This window comes from Winogradskyella sp. (genome assembly GCF_965228925.1).
Lineage (GTDB): Bacteria > Bacteroidota > Bacteroidia > Flavobacteriales > Flavobacteriaceae > Winogradskyella.
Map to the genome: position 1 here is coordinate 1,013,596 of NZ_OZ245845.1, position 21,616 is coordinate 1,035,211.

Sequence of the window (21,616 nt, forward strand, 5' to 3'; positions counted from 1 at the left end):
AAGGCTAAAAGCTAATGCACATAATGCTCATTCACCAACTCAATCACACTTTCAACAGTGGGTACTTTAGCAACCCTCACATCTTCAAAATACGACTTAGCAGCTTTAGCTGTGGTTTCACCAATACAAAAGGCAATGCCTGTAGCCTTGTTTTGCTTTAAAAAGCTCTCTACTGTAGATGGACTGTAAAACATAACTCCATCTAAATGGCCTTCCACCTTATCCGCATCAAACTTGGTTTGATAGGCTTCAATTTCGTTAACCACGAGATTATTTTCGCTTAGGATATTTGGTAAATCGTCTAGTCGTAAGTCACTACAAAAATATGTCACTTGCTTTCCTTCAAGGTTTTCAGCCAAGTAGTGGGCTAGTTTTTTAGCGTTAGCCTCAGTATGTGTTACTTTTCCAATGCGTTTTTCTATCATGCGTTTGGTGCGACGTCCTACACAGTAAATATTTTTGAATTGTAATTCAGGAGCTGAAAAGTTAGTCAATAAGGCTTCAACGGCATTTTTACTGGTAATAATGACATGCTCAATCTCATTTCTAACGATACTTTTGGAAAGCCTGTTCAGGCTAATTTTAATCGCATCATTGCTTTCTGCGACGACATCATTATGAAACAATAATAACTGATCATCCGTCAACTTTTTGGTCGAATAGATGTTAGTGGCCTTATCGCTACGTTGCAATTGGTCAATGAGGGTTTTTCCGCCTTTACTGATGACATAGTTCGCACAGAATTCTGCTAAATCATGGTGCTTGCCTAAAGGGACCACCTTGGATACTTCAACTTTTTTGGTGCCATCCTTGCTCAGAAGAATCCCTTTAAAATTAATCTCTTCATTTTTAATGAATGCCAGAGCTCCTATCGGTGCCGTACAACCACCTTCAAGAAGATTTAGGAATTTGCGCTCAATAGACGTGCAAATCTCGGTTTCTTCATGATTGATCTCCGCACAAATGGCTCTGGTCGCTTCGTCGTTTTCTAAAGCAGTAATCATTATAGCACCTTGCGCTGGTGCCGGAATCATCCAATGCAGGTTGATAGCATTTTCTGGTCTTATGTTGAGTCGTCCAATACCAGCAGCGGCAAAAATAGCTCCATTCCAGTCGGTATGATCTTCTAGTTTTTGAAGCCTGGAGTTAACATTGCCACGCAAACCAACAACCGTATGTGTGGGATAACGATTAAGCCATTGTGCACGACGTCTTAAACTACCCGTAGCAATAACGGCATCTCTAGCTGAGAGAAATTCTTCATTTTTTTTAAAAACCAGTATATCATTAACGTTACCGCGTTTTAAGACAGCAGCTTGTACAATACCTTTTGGCAATATAGTAGGGACATCTTTAAGCGAATGCACAGCAATGTCAATGTCTTCATTGAGCATAGCGATGTCTAAGGTTTTCGTAAAAATCCCTGTAATGCCAAGTTCATATAGTGGTTTATCGAGCACTAAGTCTCCCGTAGATTTTACCGGGACTAAAACCGTTTGATGACCTAAACGTTCAAGTTGCGATTGCACCGTTTTTGCTTGCCACATAGCCAATTGGCTATCGCGTGTGCCAATGCGAATGATTTTAGGCATTGTCTATAGTTTCTAACTGGAAGATTTTTTTGATAAGTTCTATGCTTTCGTCCGAAGAACCATCTGCCCTGAGATGGTGAGCAAATTGGTTGGTGATTTTCTGAATAATATTATTGGTAATCAATTCGGCTTGATCCTCGTTAAAATCTGCTATCTTTTTACGCTGTGTATTTAATTCAGAAGTTTTGAAACCATTCAATTTATGCTTTATGGCCTGAATGGTCGGGACGAATTTAAGCGTATCTAACCAAGCATTAAACTCAGACATAATTTCATCAATAATGGCCTCGGCAGCTGGTATAAAGGATTTGCGTTTTTCTAAAGTATCATCGGTGATTTTGGCTAAATCATCTAGGTGCACCAAAGTAACGTTTGAAAGCTCGGTAATATCTTCATTGACATTCTTTGGAATGGAAAGGTCTAAAACCAATAGTGGCTTTTTGGTTGTGATAAGCGATTTAAAAACTGTTGGGTTTAAAGCGCCCGTAGCGACAATAAGAATATCAGAATTATTGATTTCGTCTTCGAGTAGATGATAGTCTTTTACTAAGAGATTAAATTTTCCAGCAACTTCTTCAGCTTTGGTTTTAGTTCTATTGATCAGTGTGATATGAGAGTTCTGCGTATGTTTTACTAGATTTTCGCAGGTATTTCGTCCTATTTTACCCGTACCAAAGAGCAGAATATTTTTTTCTGAAATAGCTTCAACGTTATTCATAATGTACTGTACTGAAGCAAAAGATACCGAAGTCGCACCTGAAGATAACTCTGTTTCATTTTTTATGCGCTTACTGGCCTGAATCACAGAATTGACCAAACGCTCTGTAAAAGAATTGAGTAAGCCTACTTTTTTAGACTTACGAGCCGCAAATTTCAGTTGACTAATGATTTCGAAGTCACCAAGGATCTGACTGTCTAAACCAGAACCTACACGAAACATATGATGAATGGCTTCTTTACCCTTGTGAATGTAAGCTACCTCCTGAAATTCTTCCACAGTACCCATGGTGTTTTCGCAGAGCAAATGAATGAGTTGGTAGGGGTGTTCGGCAAAGCCGTAAAGTTCTGTACGATTACAGGTAGAAATCACTACCAGACTATCGATAGCATTGGCTTTAGCCTGAAGCAGTAAATTTTGTTTTTCTACATCTCCCAAACTAAAATGGCCACGCACCTCGGCATCAGCTTTTTCATAGCTGAGACCAATAGCATAGAAGTATGTTATTCTTTTATCCTGCATTTCTTTATCCATAAAACAACTGAATGTTGCTTTATCCTGAAAAGATTATCTAATTACGGAGCAAAAATAATTTTGTTGTTTAAAAAAAAATAACGCTGGAAGAACTTAAAGTGTCGTTTCTGGTTTTTTAGGTAAATTTTAGAACAAAATATGATTTATGTCATATTTTTGTAGTAAAATCAAGGGTTCTTATACTATTTGTTTAGAATGAATCTAAATAAGAAAGAAATGAATTTGGAAAAAATAACTTCAAAAAGTGTCGCTAGAGGTACTTTTGACGAAACCTTTATTGAAGACAGCTTTTTTGTATTAACCACTAAGAACGATACCGATGTTGTAGAAATTCTTGAGCGCGAGATTGATAGCACCTATATCCAATTTCATTTTTGTACTAAAGGTTCGGCAGACTTTGTGTTCAATCAAGGCCATTATACACTTAATATCAAAGAGGAAACCTCTTTACTCTTATACAACCCACAACGCGATTTACCTATTCATTTAGAATTACAACCTCACTCCTGGTTGGTATCTTTTGTAATGTCGATTAAGAAGTTCCATAGCTTGTTTTCCCAAGATGCCAATTATGTGACCTTTCTTTCTGAGGAGAACAAAAACAAAAAATATTATACCGATGGAAAAATTAATCCATCGATGGCTGTGGTTTTAAACCAGCTTATTAGTTTTAGTCTTAATAATTCTATTAAACCTCTTTATTTTAAAGGAAAAGTATATGAACTACTAAGTCTTTATTTTAACAGAAATGAAGATGCGGATATAGAACAATGTCCGTTTTTGGTCGATGAGGTTAATGTGGCTAAGCTTAAAAAAGCCAAAGATATTGTCATTGCACAAATGGCTGAACCTCCTAGCCTTAAAGATCTGGCACAACAGGTCGACTTAAGCCTTAAAAAACTGAAAGAAGGCTTTAAGCAAATCTATGGGGACACCGTGTATGGTTTTTTGTTTGACTACAAAATGGAAGTGGCGCGCAAACTGCTGGAATCTGGAGATTATAATGTCAATGAGGTAGGCCTCAGAGTTGGTTATAGTACAGCTAGCCATTTTATCGCCGCTTTTAAAAAGAAATTCGGGACGACGCCGAAGAAGTATATGTTAAGTGATAACTAAAAAGCCTTTGGGTTTTATAACCTTCAATTAAGAGTACTTTGTTTATGATGCTTAACCTTTCTAAAAACTATTGGTTTCTTGTAGCATTGGTGGCTGACCTAACCTTAAAAAAGCAGTTTAGTTGAAGCGCAAAAATTAGCGTTTCCAGAAGATTATAGAATTTCCCGTTTTTTCATATCTGCTAGTTTGCAAAAAATGTTAACACTTACAAGTTAGTCCTTTGGTCTATATTAAATAGGGTTATCCAAAACAGAAGCTGTCATATAATTTTTTATGGCAATTACGAATTAATAATGGAAGTTAGCAGAGATTATTATTTACACAGTAATTTTAAGATAAATGAGTAGATAGGTAGGGTAATGTTCCAGAATGGAGCTTTTGTGGATTGATAGTTTTTAATTATTGAAAATCAATACATTAATATAAGAATAGGTTTTGTTTTAGAAGCCTATTCTTGTTCTTTGAAATTTATACCCCAGCTGCCGTAGCAGTAGACGTTACATTTTATATGGGTGAAATGTTCTTTACAGCAGCAGAAGCGTCTGCCAAACAGAAAAAAGCAGCTCTCGAAACGTCAAGATATAAAGTTGAGGGTTTTAATCCTTTTTCGTTATCGGATTGGAAAAGTTTAGGTAGATTTATTAATCTAGGATCATTAACGACATGATTCATATCAAAATTTTATAAATAGAACAGGTTTGTGCCCACAAGCTCGTTCTTGTTCTTTGATATATACAAATTGAAGGCTTCAAAAAGGATAAGTCTTCAGTTTCACTTATTTAGTTTTTTACTAATATAATGGATTAAGTAAGTTTTTTTGCCAATTAGTAATATCAAATTTGTCGACTATTCTATTGTTTTTCCCTACAACATAAGCCATCCTTGAACAGTACTTGCCCCTAAATTTATTGTATATATCTTTGTTGAGTTTGTTATTCATATCTAATTGAATACCATTAGTACTATCCCTTATATTATAATCTAGTCTTATAATATTTATGGTATCGCCGAATTTGCTCCTAATATCATAATAAGCTTTAGTTGACGCTTTATCTCCGCCGCAACCACAAGAATTAGCAATTATTGTGGCTTTGTCGTATAACTTATGGGACGAAATTAAATTACCTTCTATAGAAACCGCTTCAAAACTTGGTGCGATCACCCCTATTTGTATGCCAATTTTATCCTTAAAGTTTTTCTCTTTTATAAGCGTTATTAATTCTCCATTATTACTGATGTCTTTAAATTTATAATAATGATTGCCTAATTTTAGGTATTCCTTTTTATTGTAAAAATCCTTTGGGTCTAATGTGGCTTTTTCATTTCCGTTGGTTTCTAACAAAACAATTTGCGGTCTAGCATTATAGGTAAAATTTGAGGAGCTAACGTAATCAATTAAACCAATTTTGAAATCATTTTCCCCAAGTTGAAATTTGGCTGTTAAATACTCACTCTTACCATATTGAATATAATCATTTACTAATCCGATTTGAACCCAAGAAGAGTCAGTTACAATTGAAATACCATTTGAAATGTTATAATGCACTTTTATCAATTCCTCATTTGGGGTCCAATTTATAGGCTTGATAAAACGTATGGAATCATCAAGGAAACTTTTGTTGTTATTTTCATCGATGATAAAAACGTCTTTGTCTTCCAGCTTTCCTGTTATGATGTCTATGTAGTTTCTTTTTTCGGCCTTTAAATCTGTTATGATTTGTGCCCTTTTGATTTTTGAAAGATGATCGGGGTATTCGATTTTATAGGGAAATGAATCATTGTCTTTTTCAAAATAAAGGTCGGATGAGGCAAAGTAAAATAAACCAGAGCCTTTATGCTTCTTAGTCCTAATTAGTAGTGTATCCTGGTCGGTGGTATAAGAATAATTGTTCACATTATTTCTTTTACATCCAAGAAAAAGAAATGATAGAAAACTAACTAGAAGTATTGGTTTCAAGTGATTGGTTTAAAAAATTAACGCAATCTTCCGGAAAATATTTTTCAATGGTATAAAGAAAGATATGACGGTAATCAAAAAATCAATAATCATAATACCCATCATAACCGCCACGAGCACTCGGTGTAACACGTTTTCGGTCCTTATAGATGGCTAGATTTATAATCTCTTGGTATTGGTCTTCTAATTCTATGGTCTCGTCTACAGTGGTCCCATAATTATCGGACTTGTTGTAATAATCCACTACTAATTGCTTAGGGTCTTTAGACTTAATAAACGAGATATAATGCAGCACTTCGGACTTGCCAGAATACTCATCATCCTTATCGATCTTAAAGAAATACATCACAGCATCCTTGCCTTTTTCGGTTTTAAAGTCACGGGTCATAAGATAAGTTATCGAGTCTTTTTCTTTCTCATAATCGGCATAGGCCAATAATTTCGATTTGGCAAATTGCTGTTGACTAATATTGAGCGCTTTGATCTTGTTGGTCAGCTTTGCCTTATCGAGTTCCTCTATAAGCTTATACTGATTCTCTTCGTCGTTAACTAATTTTTCTATGAGTTGCTGAGGAATAGTTTCCTTATTTTTAGCCAACAACATATAGTACCTTACCAATGCGGACGTTTCGTCGACATTCAGCATTTTTTCAAAGAAATCTTGTGCCGAGCGTTCTTTCCGATACGGAAATATCAAGTCGACATAGGTGGATAAATCACTGGAATACGAATTGTAGTTATAGCCTGTATTACTGAGGCTTCGTTTGACTTCAATCTTACCGTCATTGATGATTTGATTCTTGTATTTACTATAGGTCTTGGTCTTTATAAGACTACTATCCCGTAGACGTGCCAATAAACTGTACAGCGGTTGTTTGTATTCGTTAATGGTGCTGTACTGAAGAATTTTGGGATACAATGTGGCCTTCAGTTCTAAAGAATCTTTACGGTAATAGTTATAAAAAATGCCACCGATACCCCCTAAAGGTAAATCGCGCTCCATCAGATCCATAGCCAAATCGAAATTCTCCTTTTTGTTAGAGCGGAACAAAGCATTCAGGATAGCGGATTGGCTTTGAGGGTCAGAATAGCTATCGTAGTACAGCTGCTTAATAAAATCGAGATGATTCTTTAGGTCAATATCTATAAGCTGACCTACCAAATAGGATTTTATATGCAAGCGTTCCTTATCAAATTCGAAATCCTTTAGTACAGAAACAATATCCCGACTATGATAGGTCTTGAATTTAATAAGACTATAAGATTCTAAGATAAGACTGTCGTTGTCCCTAAGTGCTTTAAAGAACTGTCGGGTCTTATCCTTAAGAACGTCCTTACCCATTAGGGTATCTATTGGTGTAAAGGACTTATAAAATTCGGTAACAAATTGAGATGGTCCACTTATGGAATCTATCAGGGCTCTAAGTTCAAAAAGGACACCTTTTTTTAAGATGTTTTTTACCATGACCTGTTTGGCACTATTAGAATCTGTATAGGTGAAACTGTAATAATGGACATCGTCTTTTTTTGATTTGGAGCGATTCCCTATGTTGAATTTCTTTTCAGGAGTATAGTAAGAGGTGCCATAATGTGTTTTCTGTTCTAGGCCTTGCCATAAACTATCGACATTATGATACATTTGAAGGTCGTGAAATTTTGTTCTCGAAATTTCTATTTGTTCATTGGCTTTTGTGGCGTAAATCGTCGATTTTGTTTGCTCCTCGTAATCCTTAGTATCATTATTATTAGCATACATACCATAACCATAAGGATTTGGTATTGGTGCTTTAGCGTTGGTAAGTACCGAAAAATGCAAGGTGGTATCGATAACTTTTTCAAAGTCAGAATAGGCCGTTGTATGAAACTTAAACGAATTGAAAAAGTCTGTTTTTTCGGTGTCCATAGTGCCGACATAACCTAAGAGGTAATAGCTTCCATCTTTTACGATAGTTTTTAAATGCAGATTCTTTCCAGAAGCCGAATCTAACACGGCACGCGACTCGTAGGTTTTATAAATACCTTTTTTAAACCCACCTTCGGCTTCTTCAAGCTTGTAATTTTTATAAAGGGCGTGGTGAAAATATTTCGCTTCAAAGCTATCTTCTTCTATGTAATCCAAATCGTGTAAAGACGCTTCTTCAACAAAATAATAAGCACCATTTTTATAGCCTTCCAATAACTTATTTCCTTTATTGTGCATATTACTCGTGATGTGATAGCTCGGAAAATTCACTTCAAACTTTTTGTTTGGAGAAACAAAGGTGGTGCTCGTATTGGATGGGCTTTTAAGGTAATGGAATTAAATAGTCTAGCTTCGTGCTTTAATACAAAATCACTGCGGCCAGCATATTTTATGATGATAATCTCAAGCGGCGTTTGGTATATATGATACTTTTGAAATTCTCCCTTTTTGGTTTTATTGACAATACTTAGACCCGGATAGGGATCGTTCAAAGCCTCTTTTTTTACAATATCGCCAGGAATATCTTCGTACAACAAGTCATCAATATCCTGTAGCGTCATATTGTCTTTTTCGTTGGGGAGATATGTAAAACGGCTTATTCTATTCACTGTTAAATAGGCGCCATTGGTCATATCAGGATCTAAATAGTATTTCTGACCTGCATAAGAGAATTCGCGCAGTTCGTCATAAGAATTGAGCCCTAAAAATCCATCCGGTGTTTTATGTACTTTCAATTCAGGTGCTACAAAAAGACTATCGAGCTTTGTTTTTTCGCTTTTGCTGTAGTTGGTCTGCTCTGAGGTCAAGGCTTTAACTGTGTAACCGCGTTGGCGTAGCATATTAATCATACCTTTATCGCCGGGTAGATGCGCAGCGCCCACACCTGCAAATACAGATCGATTAGGCATGAGGTCTACTAAAGAATTGACCATATTTTCATTGCGAATAAATAGCATGTGCTCTCTATAAAATTCTGTATTGACACCGGCCCCAATCGAATCTAAAAGATCTAAGTTTCTATCGCGATAGAGGTTTTCTTGAATCAGATAAGGGTTCTCCTTAGCATACAATTTTTGAAGCCAAGGATCTAAGTCCTTTTTGTTCGCATTATAGGCTGCTTTAGTGGTTAAATAGCGCGATTCAGCCAAATCTTCCAAGCCGTATATCGGTTTGCCGTTCTTTTTACCAGCCTGATAAATAAACATATCCAGATAGGTTTCTTCCTCAAAGTTATCGGCAGCATTATTTTTTCTGTACAAATACGCATTAACCGCTCCATTGTCCATGCGTACCGATGCTCTTATGGCCATCTCCTCGGGATGTGTCAACTTAAAAAGATTGGTGTAAAATCCGCTTCGGTAGTTGTTGTAAAATGCCAGTTCATTAAGCATCATATCATAATTAAACCCTGGCCAAGTCGTAGGGTCAGACTCCAAAGCAATGCATTCGCTTTCGTTTAAGGCTTTATAAAACACATCATCTAAACGGAAAGCTACTTTTTTACTCACGTGCATGGTGCCATAGAGATAGGATGGTTCTTGTAGGCCGTTACCAGAAATTTCCCAGAGTAAGCTCTGATATTTTTGTTGGGCAAAGCAAGTCAGTGCTATTGTATATATGAGGATGCTAAGAGTTTTTTTCATTTTATGCTGAACTTGTTTCAGTATCTCATCCGCGCAAGCGGAAATCTTTAGAGTCAAATCTTTAATTAGTCTGTGTTCTATAAAACATCAGGACTGGTAAAGATATTTAAATCGTTGAAATTGTCATAGACTATACCTAAAACTCGTTGAAAAACGCATATTATGGATATTCTATGTTAAAATAATAACACAAAAAAGCTGAAAATATGATTTAGGATGCCATTATAAATAAAACCAATACTGAACATGACAAGGGATTAGCAAAAGCGTCGTATTTTTGTTTTTTGAAAAAGAAAACTATGTCAAAAGGAATTTTATTAGTCAATTTAGGCTCACCTGATAGTCCTAACCCTAAAGATGTTAAAAAGTATTTGGGGGAATTTTTAATGGACGAACGCGTTATTGATGTGCCCCTTTGGGCTCGAAATCTTTTAGTAAAAGGCATTATTTTAAATACGCGGCCAAAGGCTTCCGCAAAGGCTTATCAGAAGATTTGGTGGGAAGAAGGGTCGCCCCTCATTGTATTGTCAGAACGCCTCCAAGAAAAAGTGCAGCAAAATGTCAATTTTCCAGTGGCCTTGGCGATGCGTTATGGCAGCATGACCCTAAAAAAAGGGCTTCAGGAATTGGTGGATAAAGGCTGTACCGAAATAATGACCATTCCACTCTATCCTCAATTTGCGATGGCTACAACAGAAACTATCGATGTCAAGGTCGATGAATTGGTGGCGGCACATTTTCCAAATGTAAACATCACCAGAACACCTGCTTTTTACCATCGTAAAGACTACATCGATGTACTCTCAAAGAGCATCGCTGAAAAATTAGAAGGGCTGGATTATGAGCATATTCTGTTCAGTTATCATGGGGTTCCCGAAAGGCACATTCGTAAAAGCGACATCTCTAATGGCAACTGTAAGATGAATGGTAAATGTTGCTTTAAAAAGGGGAGTCCCCAGCATGAATTTTGTTACCGTCACCAATGTGAGATAACCACCATCAATGTGGCCAAAAAACTAGGCTTAAAAAACGGCACCTACTCTACGACATTTCAGTCAAGGCTTGGTTTTGATCCATGGTTAAAACCTTATACGGACCGAACCATTGAACGTATGGGTAAGGCAGGCATAAAAAAGATGGCCATTGTTACCCCGGCTTTCGTTAGCGATTGTTTAGAAACCCTAGAGGAAATCGCTATGGAAGGAGAAGAAATTTTTCACGAAGTTGGTGGTGAGCAGTTTACGGTAATCCCTTGTCTTAATGACCGCGATGACTTTGCACAGGTACTTTCTAACATGATTGAAGAATGGGTGGGTAATGGCCAGCCTAGTCAAAGTAGTTTGGCTACCACGGCTGAAAAAAACCTGTAGCTGTTTAATGGCTAAAGTATCCTCACAAGATTTAGGTACTGAACCTATTGGAAAACTGCTTATCAAGCAAGCAGTACCGGCATCAATAGGTATTTTGGTAATGTCCTTAAACATTCTGGTCGATACGATTTTTGTGGGGAACTGGATTGGCCCTACGGCAATTGCAGCGATTAACGTCGTGCTTCCGGTGTCTTTTTTCATTGCAGCACTGGGGATGGCTATAGGTATCGGTGGTTCTTCAATTATTTCTAGAGCCTTGGGTGCCGATAATCGTAAAAAAGCATTGACCACTTTCGGTAATCAAATTACATTAACCCTTTTGCTAACCGTTTCTTTGGTTATTCCAGGCCTTTATTTTGTAGATAGCATTATACCTGCTTTTGGAGGTAAGGGAGCCATTTTTGAACCTGCTAAGATCTATTATGTGATTGTGCTTTATGGTATTCCGTTCTTGGCTCTGTGTATGATGGGAAATACGGTGATTCGGGCCGAAGGAAAACCGAAGTTTGCCATGTATGCTATGATGATTCCCTCTGTCGGGAATTTGTTATTGGATTATATTTTTATTAAGGTTTTTGGTTTTGGAATGCATGGAGCAGCTTGGGCCACAACGGGCTCTTATGTATTGTGCTTGGCCTTTATTATGTGGTTTTTCTTTTCTAAAAACTCAGAATTACATATTACGGAATGTTTTTACAGGCTTCAACTCCCTATTGTAAAAGAAATTGGAAGTTTGGGTTTTGTCACCTTATCACGACAAGCTATTGTTAGTGTCACATACCTGTTAATGAATAATATTTTGTTTGATTTGGGTGGCGAAACGTCCGTCACCGCTTATGCCATTGTTGGGAGGATGCTGATGTTTGCTTTATTTCCAGTCTATGGCATCACCCAAGGATTTCTCCCTATTGCTGGGTTTAACTATGGTGCCGAAAAATACAGGCGGGTAAGGGAAACCATCATGACAGCCATCAAATATGGTGTGGCCTTAGCGGCTATTATATTTGTATTTCTCATGGTATTTCCTGAGTCCATTACAGGATTATTTACACAAGATGTTGAAGTACTAAAAGAAACACCACCGGCCATGCGCTGGGTATTCGCAGCCACGCCAATTATTGGCATACAGTTAATTGGTGCTGCGTATTTTCAGGCTATAGGTAAAGCGACTCCAGCCTTGTTGTTAACCTTATTGCGCCAAGGCTTATTCTTTATACCATTAATATTTATTTTACCTTCATTTTATGGAGAATTAGGTGTTTGGATGGCATTCCCTATTTCAGATATTCTGGCAACCATCGTTACGACCTACTTTTTGCATCGGGAAGTAAAGTTAAATTTATTGCCAAAAGAACGAGTGTGATTTTTAATCCGTAATTTTAGAATTCTATAACTAACCTTAAATTCATTATGAAGTTTTTCTCTACCCTAGCAGCGCTTCTGCTCTCATTTTTCAGTTTAAATTTAGAATCTCAAAATTTTCAAGAATCAGATTATGGGGCATTGGAGTATCGTCTTCTAGGACCATTTAGAGGAGGCCGCAGTGCAGCAGTTACAGGGGTGCCGAATCAACCGAACCTCTATTATTTTGGCTCAACAGGCGGTGGTATTTGGAAAACGACCAATGGCGGACGTCAATGGGAAAATATATCGGATGGCTACTTTGGAGGAAGTATAGGTGCCATAGCGGTATCTAAGAGTGATCCCAACGTTATTTACGTTGGTGGAGGTGAGAAAACCGTCAGAGGGAATGTATCTTCAGGTTATGGCATTTGGAAGAGTGTAGATGCCGGTAAAACATGGGCCGCTTCAGGATTACCAAAATCAAGACATATACCACGCATTGCGATTCACCCTACGAATCCTGACATTGTCTATGCTGGTGTTTTAGGTAATATTTATAAACCAACTCAAGAGCGAGGTGTTTACAAGAGCATGGATGGAGGTAAGACTTGGAAAAAGACGCTTTTCTCCAATGAACATGCAGGTGTTGTGGATTTAATTATGGACCCAACCAATCCAAGAATACTATATGCCTCCACATGGAGAGTACAGCGTACACCGTATAGCTTAAGCTCGGGCGGTGAAGGTTCTGCTCTATGGAAAAGTACAGATAGTGGCGAAACCTGGACAGAGATTTCGACCAAAAAAGGATTCCCAGAAGGTATCTTAGGAATTATAGGAGTTACTGTGTCTCCAGTTAATAACCAACGTATTTGGGCTATTGTGGAAAATAAGGATAAAGGGGGCTTATACAGAAGTGAAGATGGTGGCGATACATGGACACAAGTCAATAGCGAGCGAAAATTACGCCAACGCGCTTGGTACTATACACGCGTTTATGCAGATACCGAAGACATCAATACCGTTTATGTTTTAAATGTTCGTTATCATAAAAGTACCAATGGCGGAAAAACGTTTAGTACCTACAATGCCCCTCATGGAGACCATCACGATTTGTGGATTGCTCCAGAAAATCCACATCGCATGATTATAGGTGACGATGGTGGTGCGCAAGTAACCTACGATGGTGGTGACACCTGGAGTACCTATCACAACCAACCTACATCTCAGTTTTATCGCGTTACGACGGATAATGCCTTTCCCTACCGCATCTATGTGGCGCAACAGGATAATTCAACCATAAGAATTCCGCATCGTACAGATGGTTGGTCTATAGATGAGGACGATTGGGAAAGTACTGCTGGTGGTGAATCAGCACATATTGCGATTGACCCAGAAGATAATGATATTGTATATGGTGGAAGTTATGATGGGTTTTTAACACGCGTTAACCACAAAACAGGAACTGTTCGGGCGATTAATGTGTGGCCAGATAATCCTATGGGACATGGCGCCGAGGGCATGAAGTATCGTTTTCAATGGAATTTTCCAATTATATTTTCCAAACACAATCCTAATCGGTTGTACACCTTCTCGCAGCATGTTCATGTCACTGAAAATGAAGGCCAATCGTGGGATATTATTAGTCCTGATTTGACGCGTAACGATCCGGAAAAGTTAAAATCTTCAGGTGGACCGATTACACAGGATAACACCTCGGTGGAATATTATTGTACCATATTTGCGGCTCAGGAATCCCCATTAAAGGAGGGCTTGCTTTGGGTAGGAAGTGATGATGGCCTCATTCATGTCACACAAGATGGAGGTAAAACTTGGGACAATGTGACTCCCAAGGGGATGCCAGAATGGATGATGATCAACAGTATAGAACCGAGCGCTTTCGACGCTGGGACCTGTTATGTGGCAGGCACCAAGTATAAAACAGGGGACTTTGCGCCTTATCTATACAAGACATCAGATTACGGAAAGACTTGGAAGAAAATTACTAGTGGTATTAACGAGGAGCATTTTACAAGGGCGCTAAGGGAGGATCCAAAGCGTCAAGGATTATTGTATGCCGGTACGGAAACAGGGATGTATATTTCGTTTAATGATGGAAAAGATTGGAAGCCTTTTCAACTCAACTTACCCATTGTGCCCATTACAGATTTAACGATAAAAGATAATAACCTTATTGTTGCGACACAAGGACGAAGCCTTTGGATCATTGATGATTTAACGGTTGTACATCAATTGTATGATGCAGATTTCAGCAAAAATGTGCTATTCAAACCTAAGGACACCTACAGAATGCGTGGTGGCAGCAGAAAAGGAAGTAAAACGACGGGAACTAATCACCCCAATGGGGTTATTACCTATTTTAATTTGAAAGATTATAAGGAAGGTGATAAAGTGTCCTTAACTTATTTTGATACCAAGGGGGATACCATCAAGACCTTTTCAACCAAGGATAAAAAGAATAAGTTGACCATTAAAGAAGGCGCTAATCAATTTGTTTGGAATATGACTTATGATGGTGCGGAACGCTTGAAGGGTATGATTTTATGGTGGGCAAGTTTGGATGGCCCAAGAGCGATTCCAGGACAGTATAGAGTTAGCTTGAACGTTGAGCCAAAATCAGACGATTCTACCACATCGAGTACCACGCCTTCCAAAGTCTCGTACGGCGGACAGGCGGTCGAGATGTCCCAAACCTTTACCATTTTAGCAGATCCAAGGGCAGAAAGTACATTGGCTGATATGCAAAAGCAGTTTAAGTTCATAAAAGATGTGAATAAAACTATGGATGAAGCCCATAAGTCCATTAAGAAAATTAGAAAAATAAATGCGCAACTTGGAGCCTTTCAAAAGCAGTATAAAGATGATGAGAGCGTGAAAGATTTGGTAGAGAAAGCAAAAACATTAGAAGAACAACTGTTTGATATTGAAAAAGCGCTGTACCAAACCAAGAATAGAAGCGGTCAGGACCCATTAAATTTCCCTATTAGGCTGACTAATAAGTTGGGTCATTTAAATTCTTTGGTCCGCATGGGTGACTTTGCTCCAACAGAACAGGATATAGCCGTAAAGAATGAGTTAACAGGGAAGATTGAAGAACAACTCAAAGCATTTAATACACTATTAAATGATGAGGTAAGAGCCTTTAATGTTGCATTTAATGAAAAACAGTTGAATTATTTGTTTGTTGAGGAGTAAATCTAATTTGTCATGCTGTCCCGATAGCTATCGGGATTTTTCAGCATCTCATAAACATGAATATAGACCCTGAAACAAGTTCAGGGTGACAACGTAAAATAACCAATGGAATACAATTATATAAAATCCCTCCACCTCATTTTTGTGATTACCTGGTTTGCCGGGCTATTTTATATTCCAAGGCTATTTGTCTATCAAATCGAGGCCTTTCATAAACCATCTCCGGAAAAGGAAATTTTAGGCAAGCAGTTAAAGCTTATGGCCAAGCGCTTATGGTACATCATCACCTGGCCATCCGCTATATTAGCCACCGTATTTGCAGTTTGGTTAATCATTTTAAGACCAGTTTGGCTTGAGCAAGGTTGGATGCATGTCAAACTTGCATTTGTACTGCTATTATTCATCTATCATTATAAAACCCATGTGTATTATAAGCAATTGCAAAATGATAAGGTTAAAGTGACGTCGAACTATATGCGTATTTGGAATGAAGGCGCCACCTTTATTCTATTTGCCGTGGTATTTTTGGCCATTTTAAAAAATGCCATCAATTGGATTTATGGCGTGATTGGCATCATTGTATTAGGAATTCTTTTGATGCTTGGGTTTAGACTTTATAAAAATATCCGTGCTAAAAACCCCGAAGCCTAGCCGAAAATTCCAATCTCTAAATTCCAAATTACAATAAAACCCTTTTGGAATTTGTGTTTTATGATTTGGAGTTTGTAAGTAGTCTTTGGTTTGATTATTGCTATATTTAAAGCATTATTAGGCTGATGAGAATTAAAAAATTGTCCTTAAGATCCCGAATATTTATCGCCATGATTCTTTTGGTGCTATTAGCGTCCATTTTAATAGCGGCAGTCACCATTTATCAATACAACGAAGAGGCTAGGGATTATCATAAAGAACGTCTAGAGCGAAAGGAAAAAGCGATACGGAAGAGCATCGATTTTACCATTCAGGAAACGACATACCCTGTCACCACTGAGAATATTCCCTTAATTTTTAAGGATGCTATTTTCGATATTGATGCCATACACAATCTTCAAATTAATTTGTACGACCTGGAGGGGCAGCTTTTAAAAAGCTCTAAGCGGACCATTCAACGCGATACCACGGAACTATGTTTAGATGCTGAAGTTTTGAATGTGTTATCCAATACATTAGATCATCGTTATGTCCTTAAAAAAGCAGAAAATGGGCAAACATTTCAATCGTCATATTCTTACATCACGGATGAAAAGTTTAAGAACTTGGCGATTCTTAATTTACCTTATTTAGAGAATGATGATTTTCTAAACAAAGAGTTGAATGAGTTTCTGTTGCGCTTAGGATATGCCTATGTGGCTATGATATTAGCGGCAATTGTCTTTGCCTATTTTATCTCTAAATACATTACAAAGTCCTTAAAAACGATTAGTAATAAGATGAATGAAACGCGGTTGGAAAAGCGCAATAAGAAGATTCAAATAGAAACCTCCAGTGAAGAAATAGAAGCCTTAGTCAACTCCTATAATAGTATGATCGATGAATTAGAGGCTAGTGCGGTAAAATTGGCGACCAGTGAGCGTGAACAGGCCTGGAGAGAAATGGCCAAACAGGTGGCTCATGAGATTAAAAACCCTTTAACGCCCATGCGTTTGAGTGTTCAGAGCTTTCAGCGAAAATTTAATCCGAATGATGAAAGCATTCATCAGAAAGTTAATGAATATAGCAATACATTGATTCAGCAGATAGACACCATGAGTTCCATAGCGTCAGCCTTTTCGAATTTTGCCAAGATGCCTGCCCAACAGAGCGAAGAACTCGATGTGGTTTACATCGTAAGATTGGCCTTGGATATTTTTAACGAGCATTATATTTCGTTTGAAGCCGAAGACAAAGAAGTCATTGCTAAATTTGATCGTACCCAATTAATTAGGGTAGTCACCAATCTTGTGATGAATGGTATACAGGCCATGCCCAAAGACAAGATAGATCCTAAAATCGATGTGCGCGTTTTTGTAGAAGGGGCTCAGGTAAAGATTACCGTTGAGGATAATGGATCTGGTATTTCTGAAGAGACAAAGTCCAAAATATTCGAACCTAAATTTACCACAAAGACCAGCGGAATGGGATTGGGTCTGGCCATGGTAAAAAATATTGTGGAAACTTTTGATGGAAGTATTACCTTTACGTCAAAAGAAGGCAAGGGAACAACGTTTACAGTTGCATTTCCAAAGAAATAAAAGATTCATATGGCTTACGAAAACATACTATCGGACTATCAAAATGGGATAACGACCATTACTATTAATAGGCCCAAAAAGTTAAACGCGTTAAACAAGGCTACGATTCAAGAATTGCACGATGCTTTCGATGCGGCCAATAAAGATGTCGACACTAAGGTTATAATAATTACAGGAAGTGGTGAAAAAGCCTTTGTTGCTGGTGCCGACATTAGCGAATTTGCAGATTTTAGTGTAGAAGAGGGCGGGCAGCTAGCGGTACAAGGTCAAGCGCTGCTCTTTGACTTCGTAGAAAATTTGGACACTCCCGTTATTGCTGCTGTTAACGGATTTGCTCTTGGTGGTGGTTTAGAGTTAGCGATGTCTTGCCATTTTAGGATAGCGAGTGCCAACGCCAGAATGGGGCTTCCAGAGACGTCTTTAGGGGTCATTCCAGGTTATGGGGGTACACAGCGTTTACCTCAACTGGTCGGAAAAGGCCGAGCCATGGAAATGATAATGACTGCCGGGATGATTGATGCTAATCAGGCCTTGAGCTATGGTTTGGTCAATCATGTTGTAGAACAGGCCGAACTACTACCTCTATGTGAAAAAATTGCAGGCAAAATTATGCGTAATTCATCCGTCGCCATTGCCGAAGCCATAAGATCTGTCAATGCGAGCTACAAAGATGGTATCAATGGGTTTGCTATTGAAATAGAATCTTTTGGAAACTGTTTTGGGACAGAAGACTTTGCAGAAGGCACTTCAGCATTTTTAGAAAAACGCAAGGCCGATTTTCCGGGTAAATAAAGTTAAGAGAGTTCCTTATCCCACGTTTGTATTATGGTACCTTCCATCTACGATAACATGAATTAGATAAAAAGGACCAAAGCATATGATACCTAACAATAAAATGGGGCTCAAAACCAATACTAAAAGATGTTGCTTTTTCATGATTTTATTTTTTTACAAAGTTCACGGCTTTTTAAATCACTGAAAAGAAGTATTTTAACAAATTAGTATGCCATATTAACCGCTTTATTTTGGATAAATACTTGAAAATCCCACTATTTTTTTGAATCACAAGGTGATTTTGTGTTGATAAATTAAAACATATGTTTTAATTTATGAGATTATTTTATTTGTAATTTTACAAATAAAATTTTAATATGTTTAATAAAAAGGTGATTAAGGGTCGTGGCGCCCAACGCAATGTTCATAATCGTTTTTTTGAGTTGTCCCATGAGATGCGGGATGATTTTTTGGAGTTTTGCGAAAAAGAGGGTGAAGTCGCAGACAAAAACAAAACCTTATATCTTAATGTCTTCCCTAAAACCATTGTCAATAAGGTCACTAGTCCGGATGTTGGCATGGCCTATTCTATGAACATGTACCAAGGCTGTGAGCATGGTTGCATCTATTGCTATGCGCGTAATAGCCATGAATACTGGGGTTTTAGTGCAGGTCTGGATTTTGAACGACGGATTTTGGTAAAAAAAAGTGCCCCTCAACTCTTGGAGGCATTTTTGAAAAAGAAAAACTGGAAAGCACACCCTATTGTAATGTCTGGTAATACGGACTGTTATCAACCGGCTGAACAGAAGTTTCAACTAACAAGACAATGTTTACAAGTGTTTTTGAAGTATAAACATCCAACAGCAATCATTACTAAAAATGCATTAATTCTAAGGGATTTGGACCTATTGAAGGAACTGGCAAAAGATCAATTGATTGCGGTCAACGTATCTATAACCTCTTTGTCAGAAGATACAAGACGCATATTGGAACCTAGAACAGCCACCATTAAAAGGCGTCTTCAAGTGGTAAAGGAATTAAGCGGAAATGGCATTCCAGTCAATGTGATGTTGGCTCCAATAATTCCGTCTATAAATAGCCATGAAATTTTACCAATGGCTAAGGCTGTGTCCCAAACAGGTGCTTTAAGTATAGCGCATACCGTGGTAAGACTAAATGGGGCCATTGGCGAAATCTTTACCGATTGGATTAGAAAGACTTTACCAGATAGAGCAGATAAGGTACTGCATCAAATAGAAAATTGCCATGGAGGTAAATTAAACGAAAGTAGGTTTGGCCTTAGAATGCGTGGCGAGGGTCAAATCGCGAAGCAAATCAACGATTTAGTGGCATTGGCTAGACTAAAGTATTTTAAGCATAAGGCCATGCCAAAACTCAATACGGATTTGTATGAGCAATACAGAGACGGGCAGATGAAATTATTTTAATAAAAAAGTGGGCCTAAAAGCCCACTTTAATACTAATAAATAACTAAATATATAAACAATCAATTTATATTCTAAAATGTTCTACATAAACGCGATCATTAGTCCTCATAACTACGGTATAGTCACCAGGTAACCTATGGTCTAATTGGTACACTCTATTTAGGACCTTTCCTCCTTTTATAGTTTCTGTGTGAAACAGTTCATCTTCGAAGTAAAGCTCAACTTTCATTTCTTTAGCGTCTAATGCTAACTTTGAGATAAAAACTTTGGAGTTTTCAGCTCTAAATACCGGTTTAAAAAACGTTTCTTTCGCAGTGTCAATAAAAGATACAAGGCTATTCTTTACTTCTACCGTATTGATTTCTATCTCATAAGCTCTGGAGACTTCAACAAAATAGACGCCATCATTTAACTGAGAGAAATTCAAGAAATCTTTAATGCTTCTATTGTGATCAATTTCTCCTTTATAGATCACATTACCTGATTCATCCTTCACCGATATATATTTGCCTTTTTTTACGTCGTAAGATGTAGGTAAATTGCTAGTTGTCTCGCTTGCGTAGCCTGTATATGTTCCCAACATTACCGCTACTACTAAAATGTTTCTAACTATTTTTTTCATTGTTTTCAATTTTTTGGGTTAAACTGATTTAACACTGCAAAGATATCTTGGAACTTAGAGCTGAAAAACAAGGATTTTGGCATATTTATGTTCTAAATTAACCAAATATTCATGTATGACATAATATAATGTTAAAATAGCATATATTAATGATAATTGTATATAGGTTTTGCTTTTTATTTACGACTAACTTTGTATTAATAGGATAATGATGAGTACTAGAAAACCTACTTTAGAAAAGATAAGTCCTGAGTTTGGAAGTTCCATGCGTGTCATTAAGCATGAATCGGACATTGGAGAGAAAAAACCCTTTTGGCATTTTCACCCGGAGATCGAACTGGTCTATGTAAATAAGGGCAAAGGGAAGCGTCATATAGGCAACCATTTGTCTTACTTTAATAATAGTCAATTGTTATTAATTGGTTCTAATTTGCCTCATAATGGGTTTACAGATAGGCTGACGGTGAACGGCACAGAAACTATCGTTCAATTTCGGCCCGAATTTTTGGGTGAGAATTTCTTCAATATTCCAGAGATGGACCGGATTAGCGATTTATTCGAAAGGGCCAAGAGCGGCATTTTATTCGGTATTCCAACAAAGAAGAAGTTGGGTAAGAAAATAGAAAAACTGTCAGAGAAAGAAGGTTTTAAAAAGATATTGGTTCTTTTAGAGATATTGCACAGTTTGGCAAAGTCAGAGGATTATACGATTTTGAATGCTGACGGCTACACCTTTGAGACCGAGCCTCAAGATAGCGCCAAGATCGATAAGATTTTTAATCATATTAATGACAACTTTAGGGACCATATAAGTTTGGACGAGATTGCCGATAAGGTAAGTATGACGGTTCCTGCCTTTTGTAGATACTTTAAAAAAGTAACCGGCAAGACATTTACAAAACTGGTTAACGAATATCGTGTAGTGCATGCCACGAAGCTCTTGTCCGAAAGTCAAATGAGTATTACCGATATAAGTTACGAATGTGGATTTAATAATTTTTCACATTTCAATAAGGTGTTTAAAGAATTTACTGGGAAAAGTGCCTCGAAGTATAGAAGTGAGCTAAAACTTATGGTCCAATAGA

At 37.6% G+C, this 21,616-nt stretch carries 15 protein-coding genes; 9 read left to right on the top strand and 6 right to left on the bottom strand.

The features are described 5' to 3' along the window. Positions 1–11: 11 nt before the first annotated feature. Positions 12–1,592 carry a hydroxymethylbilane synthase gene (gene hemC / locus ACO052_RS04100; protein ID WP_422106747.1) on the bottom strand — a complete coding sequence of 527 codons (1,581 nt, stop codon included), beginning with the start codon at positions 1,590–1,592 and terminating at the stop codon, positions 12–14. Beyond that, a complete protein-coding gene (gene hemA / locus ACO052_RS04105; protein WP_422106748.1) occupies positions 1,585–2,844 on the bottom strand; it encodes a glutamyl-tRNA reductase in 1,260 nt (419 codons plus the stop codon). The genes hemC and hemA overlap by 8 nt, the downstream gene beginning before the upstream one ends. A 216-nt stretch (positions 2,845–3,060) precedes the next feature. Between hemA and ACO052_RS04110 the strand changes: the two genes are divergently transcribed. Then, positions 3,061–3,960, top strand: a complete 900-nt coding sequence (locus ACO052_RS04110) for a helix-turn-helix transcriptional regulator (protein WP_422106749.1) — start codon at positions 3,061–3,063, stop codon at positions 3,958–3,960. A gap of 790 nt (positions 3,961–4,750) precedes the next feature. Here ACO052_RS04110 and ACO052_RS04115 read toward each other — a convergent pair. From ACO052_RS04115 to ACO052_RS04125, 3 genes are all read right to left on the bottom strand, one after another. Beyond that, a complete protein-coding gene (locus ACO052_RS04115; protein WP_422106750.1) occupies positions 4,751–5,854 on the bottom strand; it encodes a hypothetical protein in 1,104 nt (367 codons plus the stop codon). Positions 5,855–5,999: 145 nt separating this feature from the next. Then, positions 6,000–8,117 carry a hypothetical protein gene (locus ACO052_RS04120; RefSeq protein ID WP_422106751.1) on the bottom strand — a complete coding sequence of 706 codons (2,118 nt, stop codon included), beginning with the start codon at positions 8,115–8,117 and terminating at the stop codon, positions 6,000–6,002. A gap of 29 nt (positions 8,118–8,146) precedes the next feature. Continuing rightward, entirely contained in the window at positions 8,147–9,523 is a 1,377-nt protein-coding gene (locus ACO052_RS04125; RefSeq protein WP_422106752.1) for a TraB/GumN family protein, read from the bottom strand. 299 nt (positions 9,524–9,822) lie between these two features. On the opposite strand from ACO052_RS04125, the gene hemH reads away from it, so the two are divergent. The 7 genes from hemH to ACO052_RS04160 all read left to right on the top strand — a co-directional run bounded on the left by hemH (position 9,823) and on the right by ACO052_RS04160 (position 19,909). Further along, a complete protein-coding gene (gene hemH / locus ACO052_RS04130; protein WP_422106753.1) occupies positions 9,823–10,893 on the top strand; it encodes a ferrochelatase in 1,071 nt (356 codons plus the stop codon). A gap of 7 nt (positions 10,894–10,900) precedes the next feature. Continuing rightward, positions 10,901–12,256 carry an MATE family efflux transporter gene (locus ACO052_RS04135; RefSeq protein WP_422106754.1) on the top strand — a complete coding sequence of 452 codons (1,356 nt, stop codon included), beginning with the start codon at positions 10,901–10,903 and terminating at the stop codon, positions 12,254–12,256. A gap of 47 nt (positions 12,257–12,303) precedes the next feature. Continuing rightward, positions 12,304–15,453 carry a WD40/YVTN/BNR-like repeat-containing protein gene (locus tag ACO052_RS04140; RefSeq protein ID WP_422106755.1) on the top strand — a complete coding sequence of 1,050 codons (3,150 nt, stop codon included), beginning with the start codon at positions 12,304–12,306 and terminating at the stop codon, positions 15,451–15,453. A 105-nt stretch (positions 15,454–15,558) separates the two neighbouring features. Continuing rightward, positions 15,559–16,104 carry a CopD family protein gene (locus ACO052_RS04145; protein WP_422106756.1) on the top strand — a complete coding sequence of 182 codons (546 nt, stop codon included), beginning with the start codon at positions 15,559–15,561 and terminating at the stop codon, positions 16,102–16,104. 125 nt (positions 16,105–16,229) lie between these two features. After that, positions 16,230–17,684, top strand: a complete 1,455-nt coding sequence (locus tag ACO052_RS04150) for an ATP-binding protein (RefSeq protein WP_422106757.1) — start codon at positions 16,230–16,232, stop codon at positions 17,682–17,684. 9 nt (positions 17,685–17,693) lie between these two features. After that, positions 17,694–18,476, top strand: coding sequence for an enoyl-CoA hydratase/isomerase family protein (locus tag ACO052_RS04155; protein ID WP_422106758.1), 783 nt, complete (start codon positions 17,694–17,696; stop codon positions 18,474–18,476). A 359-nt stretch (positions 18,477–18,835) separates the two neighbouring features. Continuing rightward, positions 18,836–19,909, top strand: a complete 1,074-nt coding sequence (locus tag ACO052_RS04160) for a PA0069 family radical SAM protein (RefSeq protein ID WP_422106759.1) — start codon at positions 18,836–18,838, stop codon at positions 19,907–19,909. Positions 19,910–19,973: 64 nt separating this feature from the next. Here ACO052_RS04160 and ACO052_RS04165 read toward each other — a convergent pair whose 3' ends face one another. Beyond that, positions 19,974–20,531: a hypothetical protein gene (locus ACO052_RS04165; protein WP_422106760.1), complete on the bottom strand. Its 558-nt coding sequence runs from the start codon at positions 20,529–20,531 to the stop codon at positions 19,974–19,976. A gap of 211 nt (positions 20,532–20,742) precedes the next feature. Between ACO052_RS04165 and ACO052_RS04170 the strand changes: the two genes are divergently transcribed. Then, on the top strand, positions 20,743–21,615 hold the full coding sequence (locus ACO052_RS04170; protein WP_422106761.1) for an AraC family transcriptional regulator: 873 nt from the start codon (positions 20,743–20,745) through the stop codon (positions 21,613–21,615). The last annotated feature ends 1 nt before the right edge of the window (position 21,616 follow it).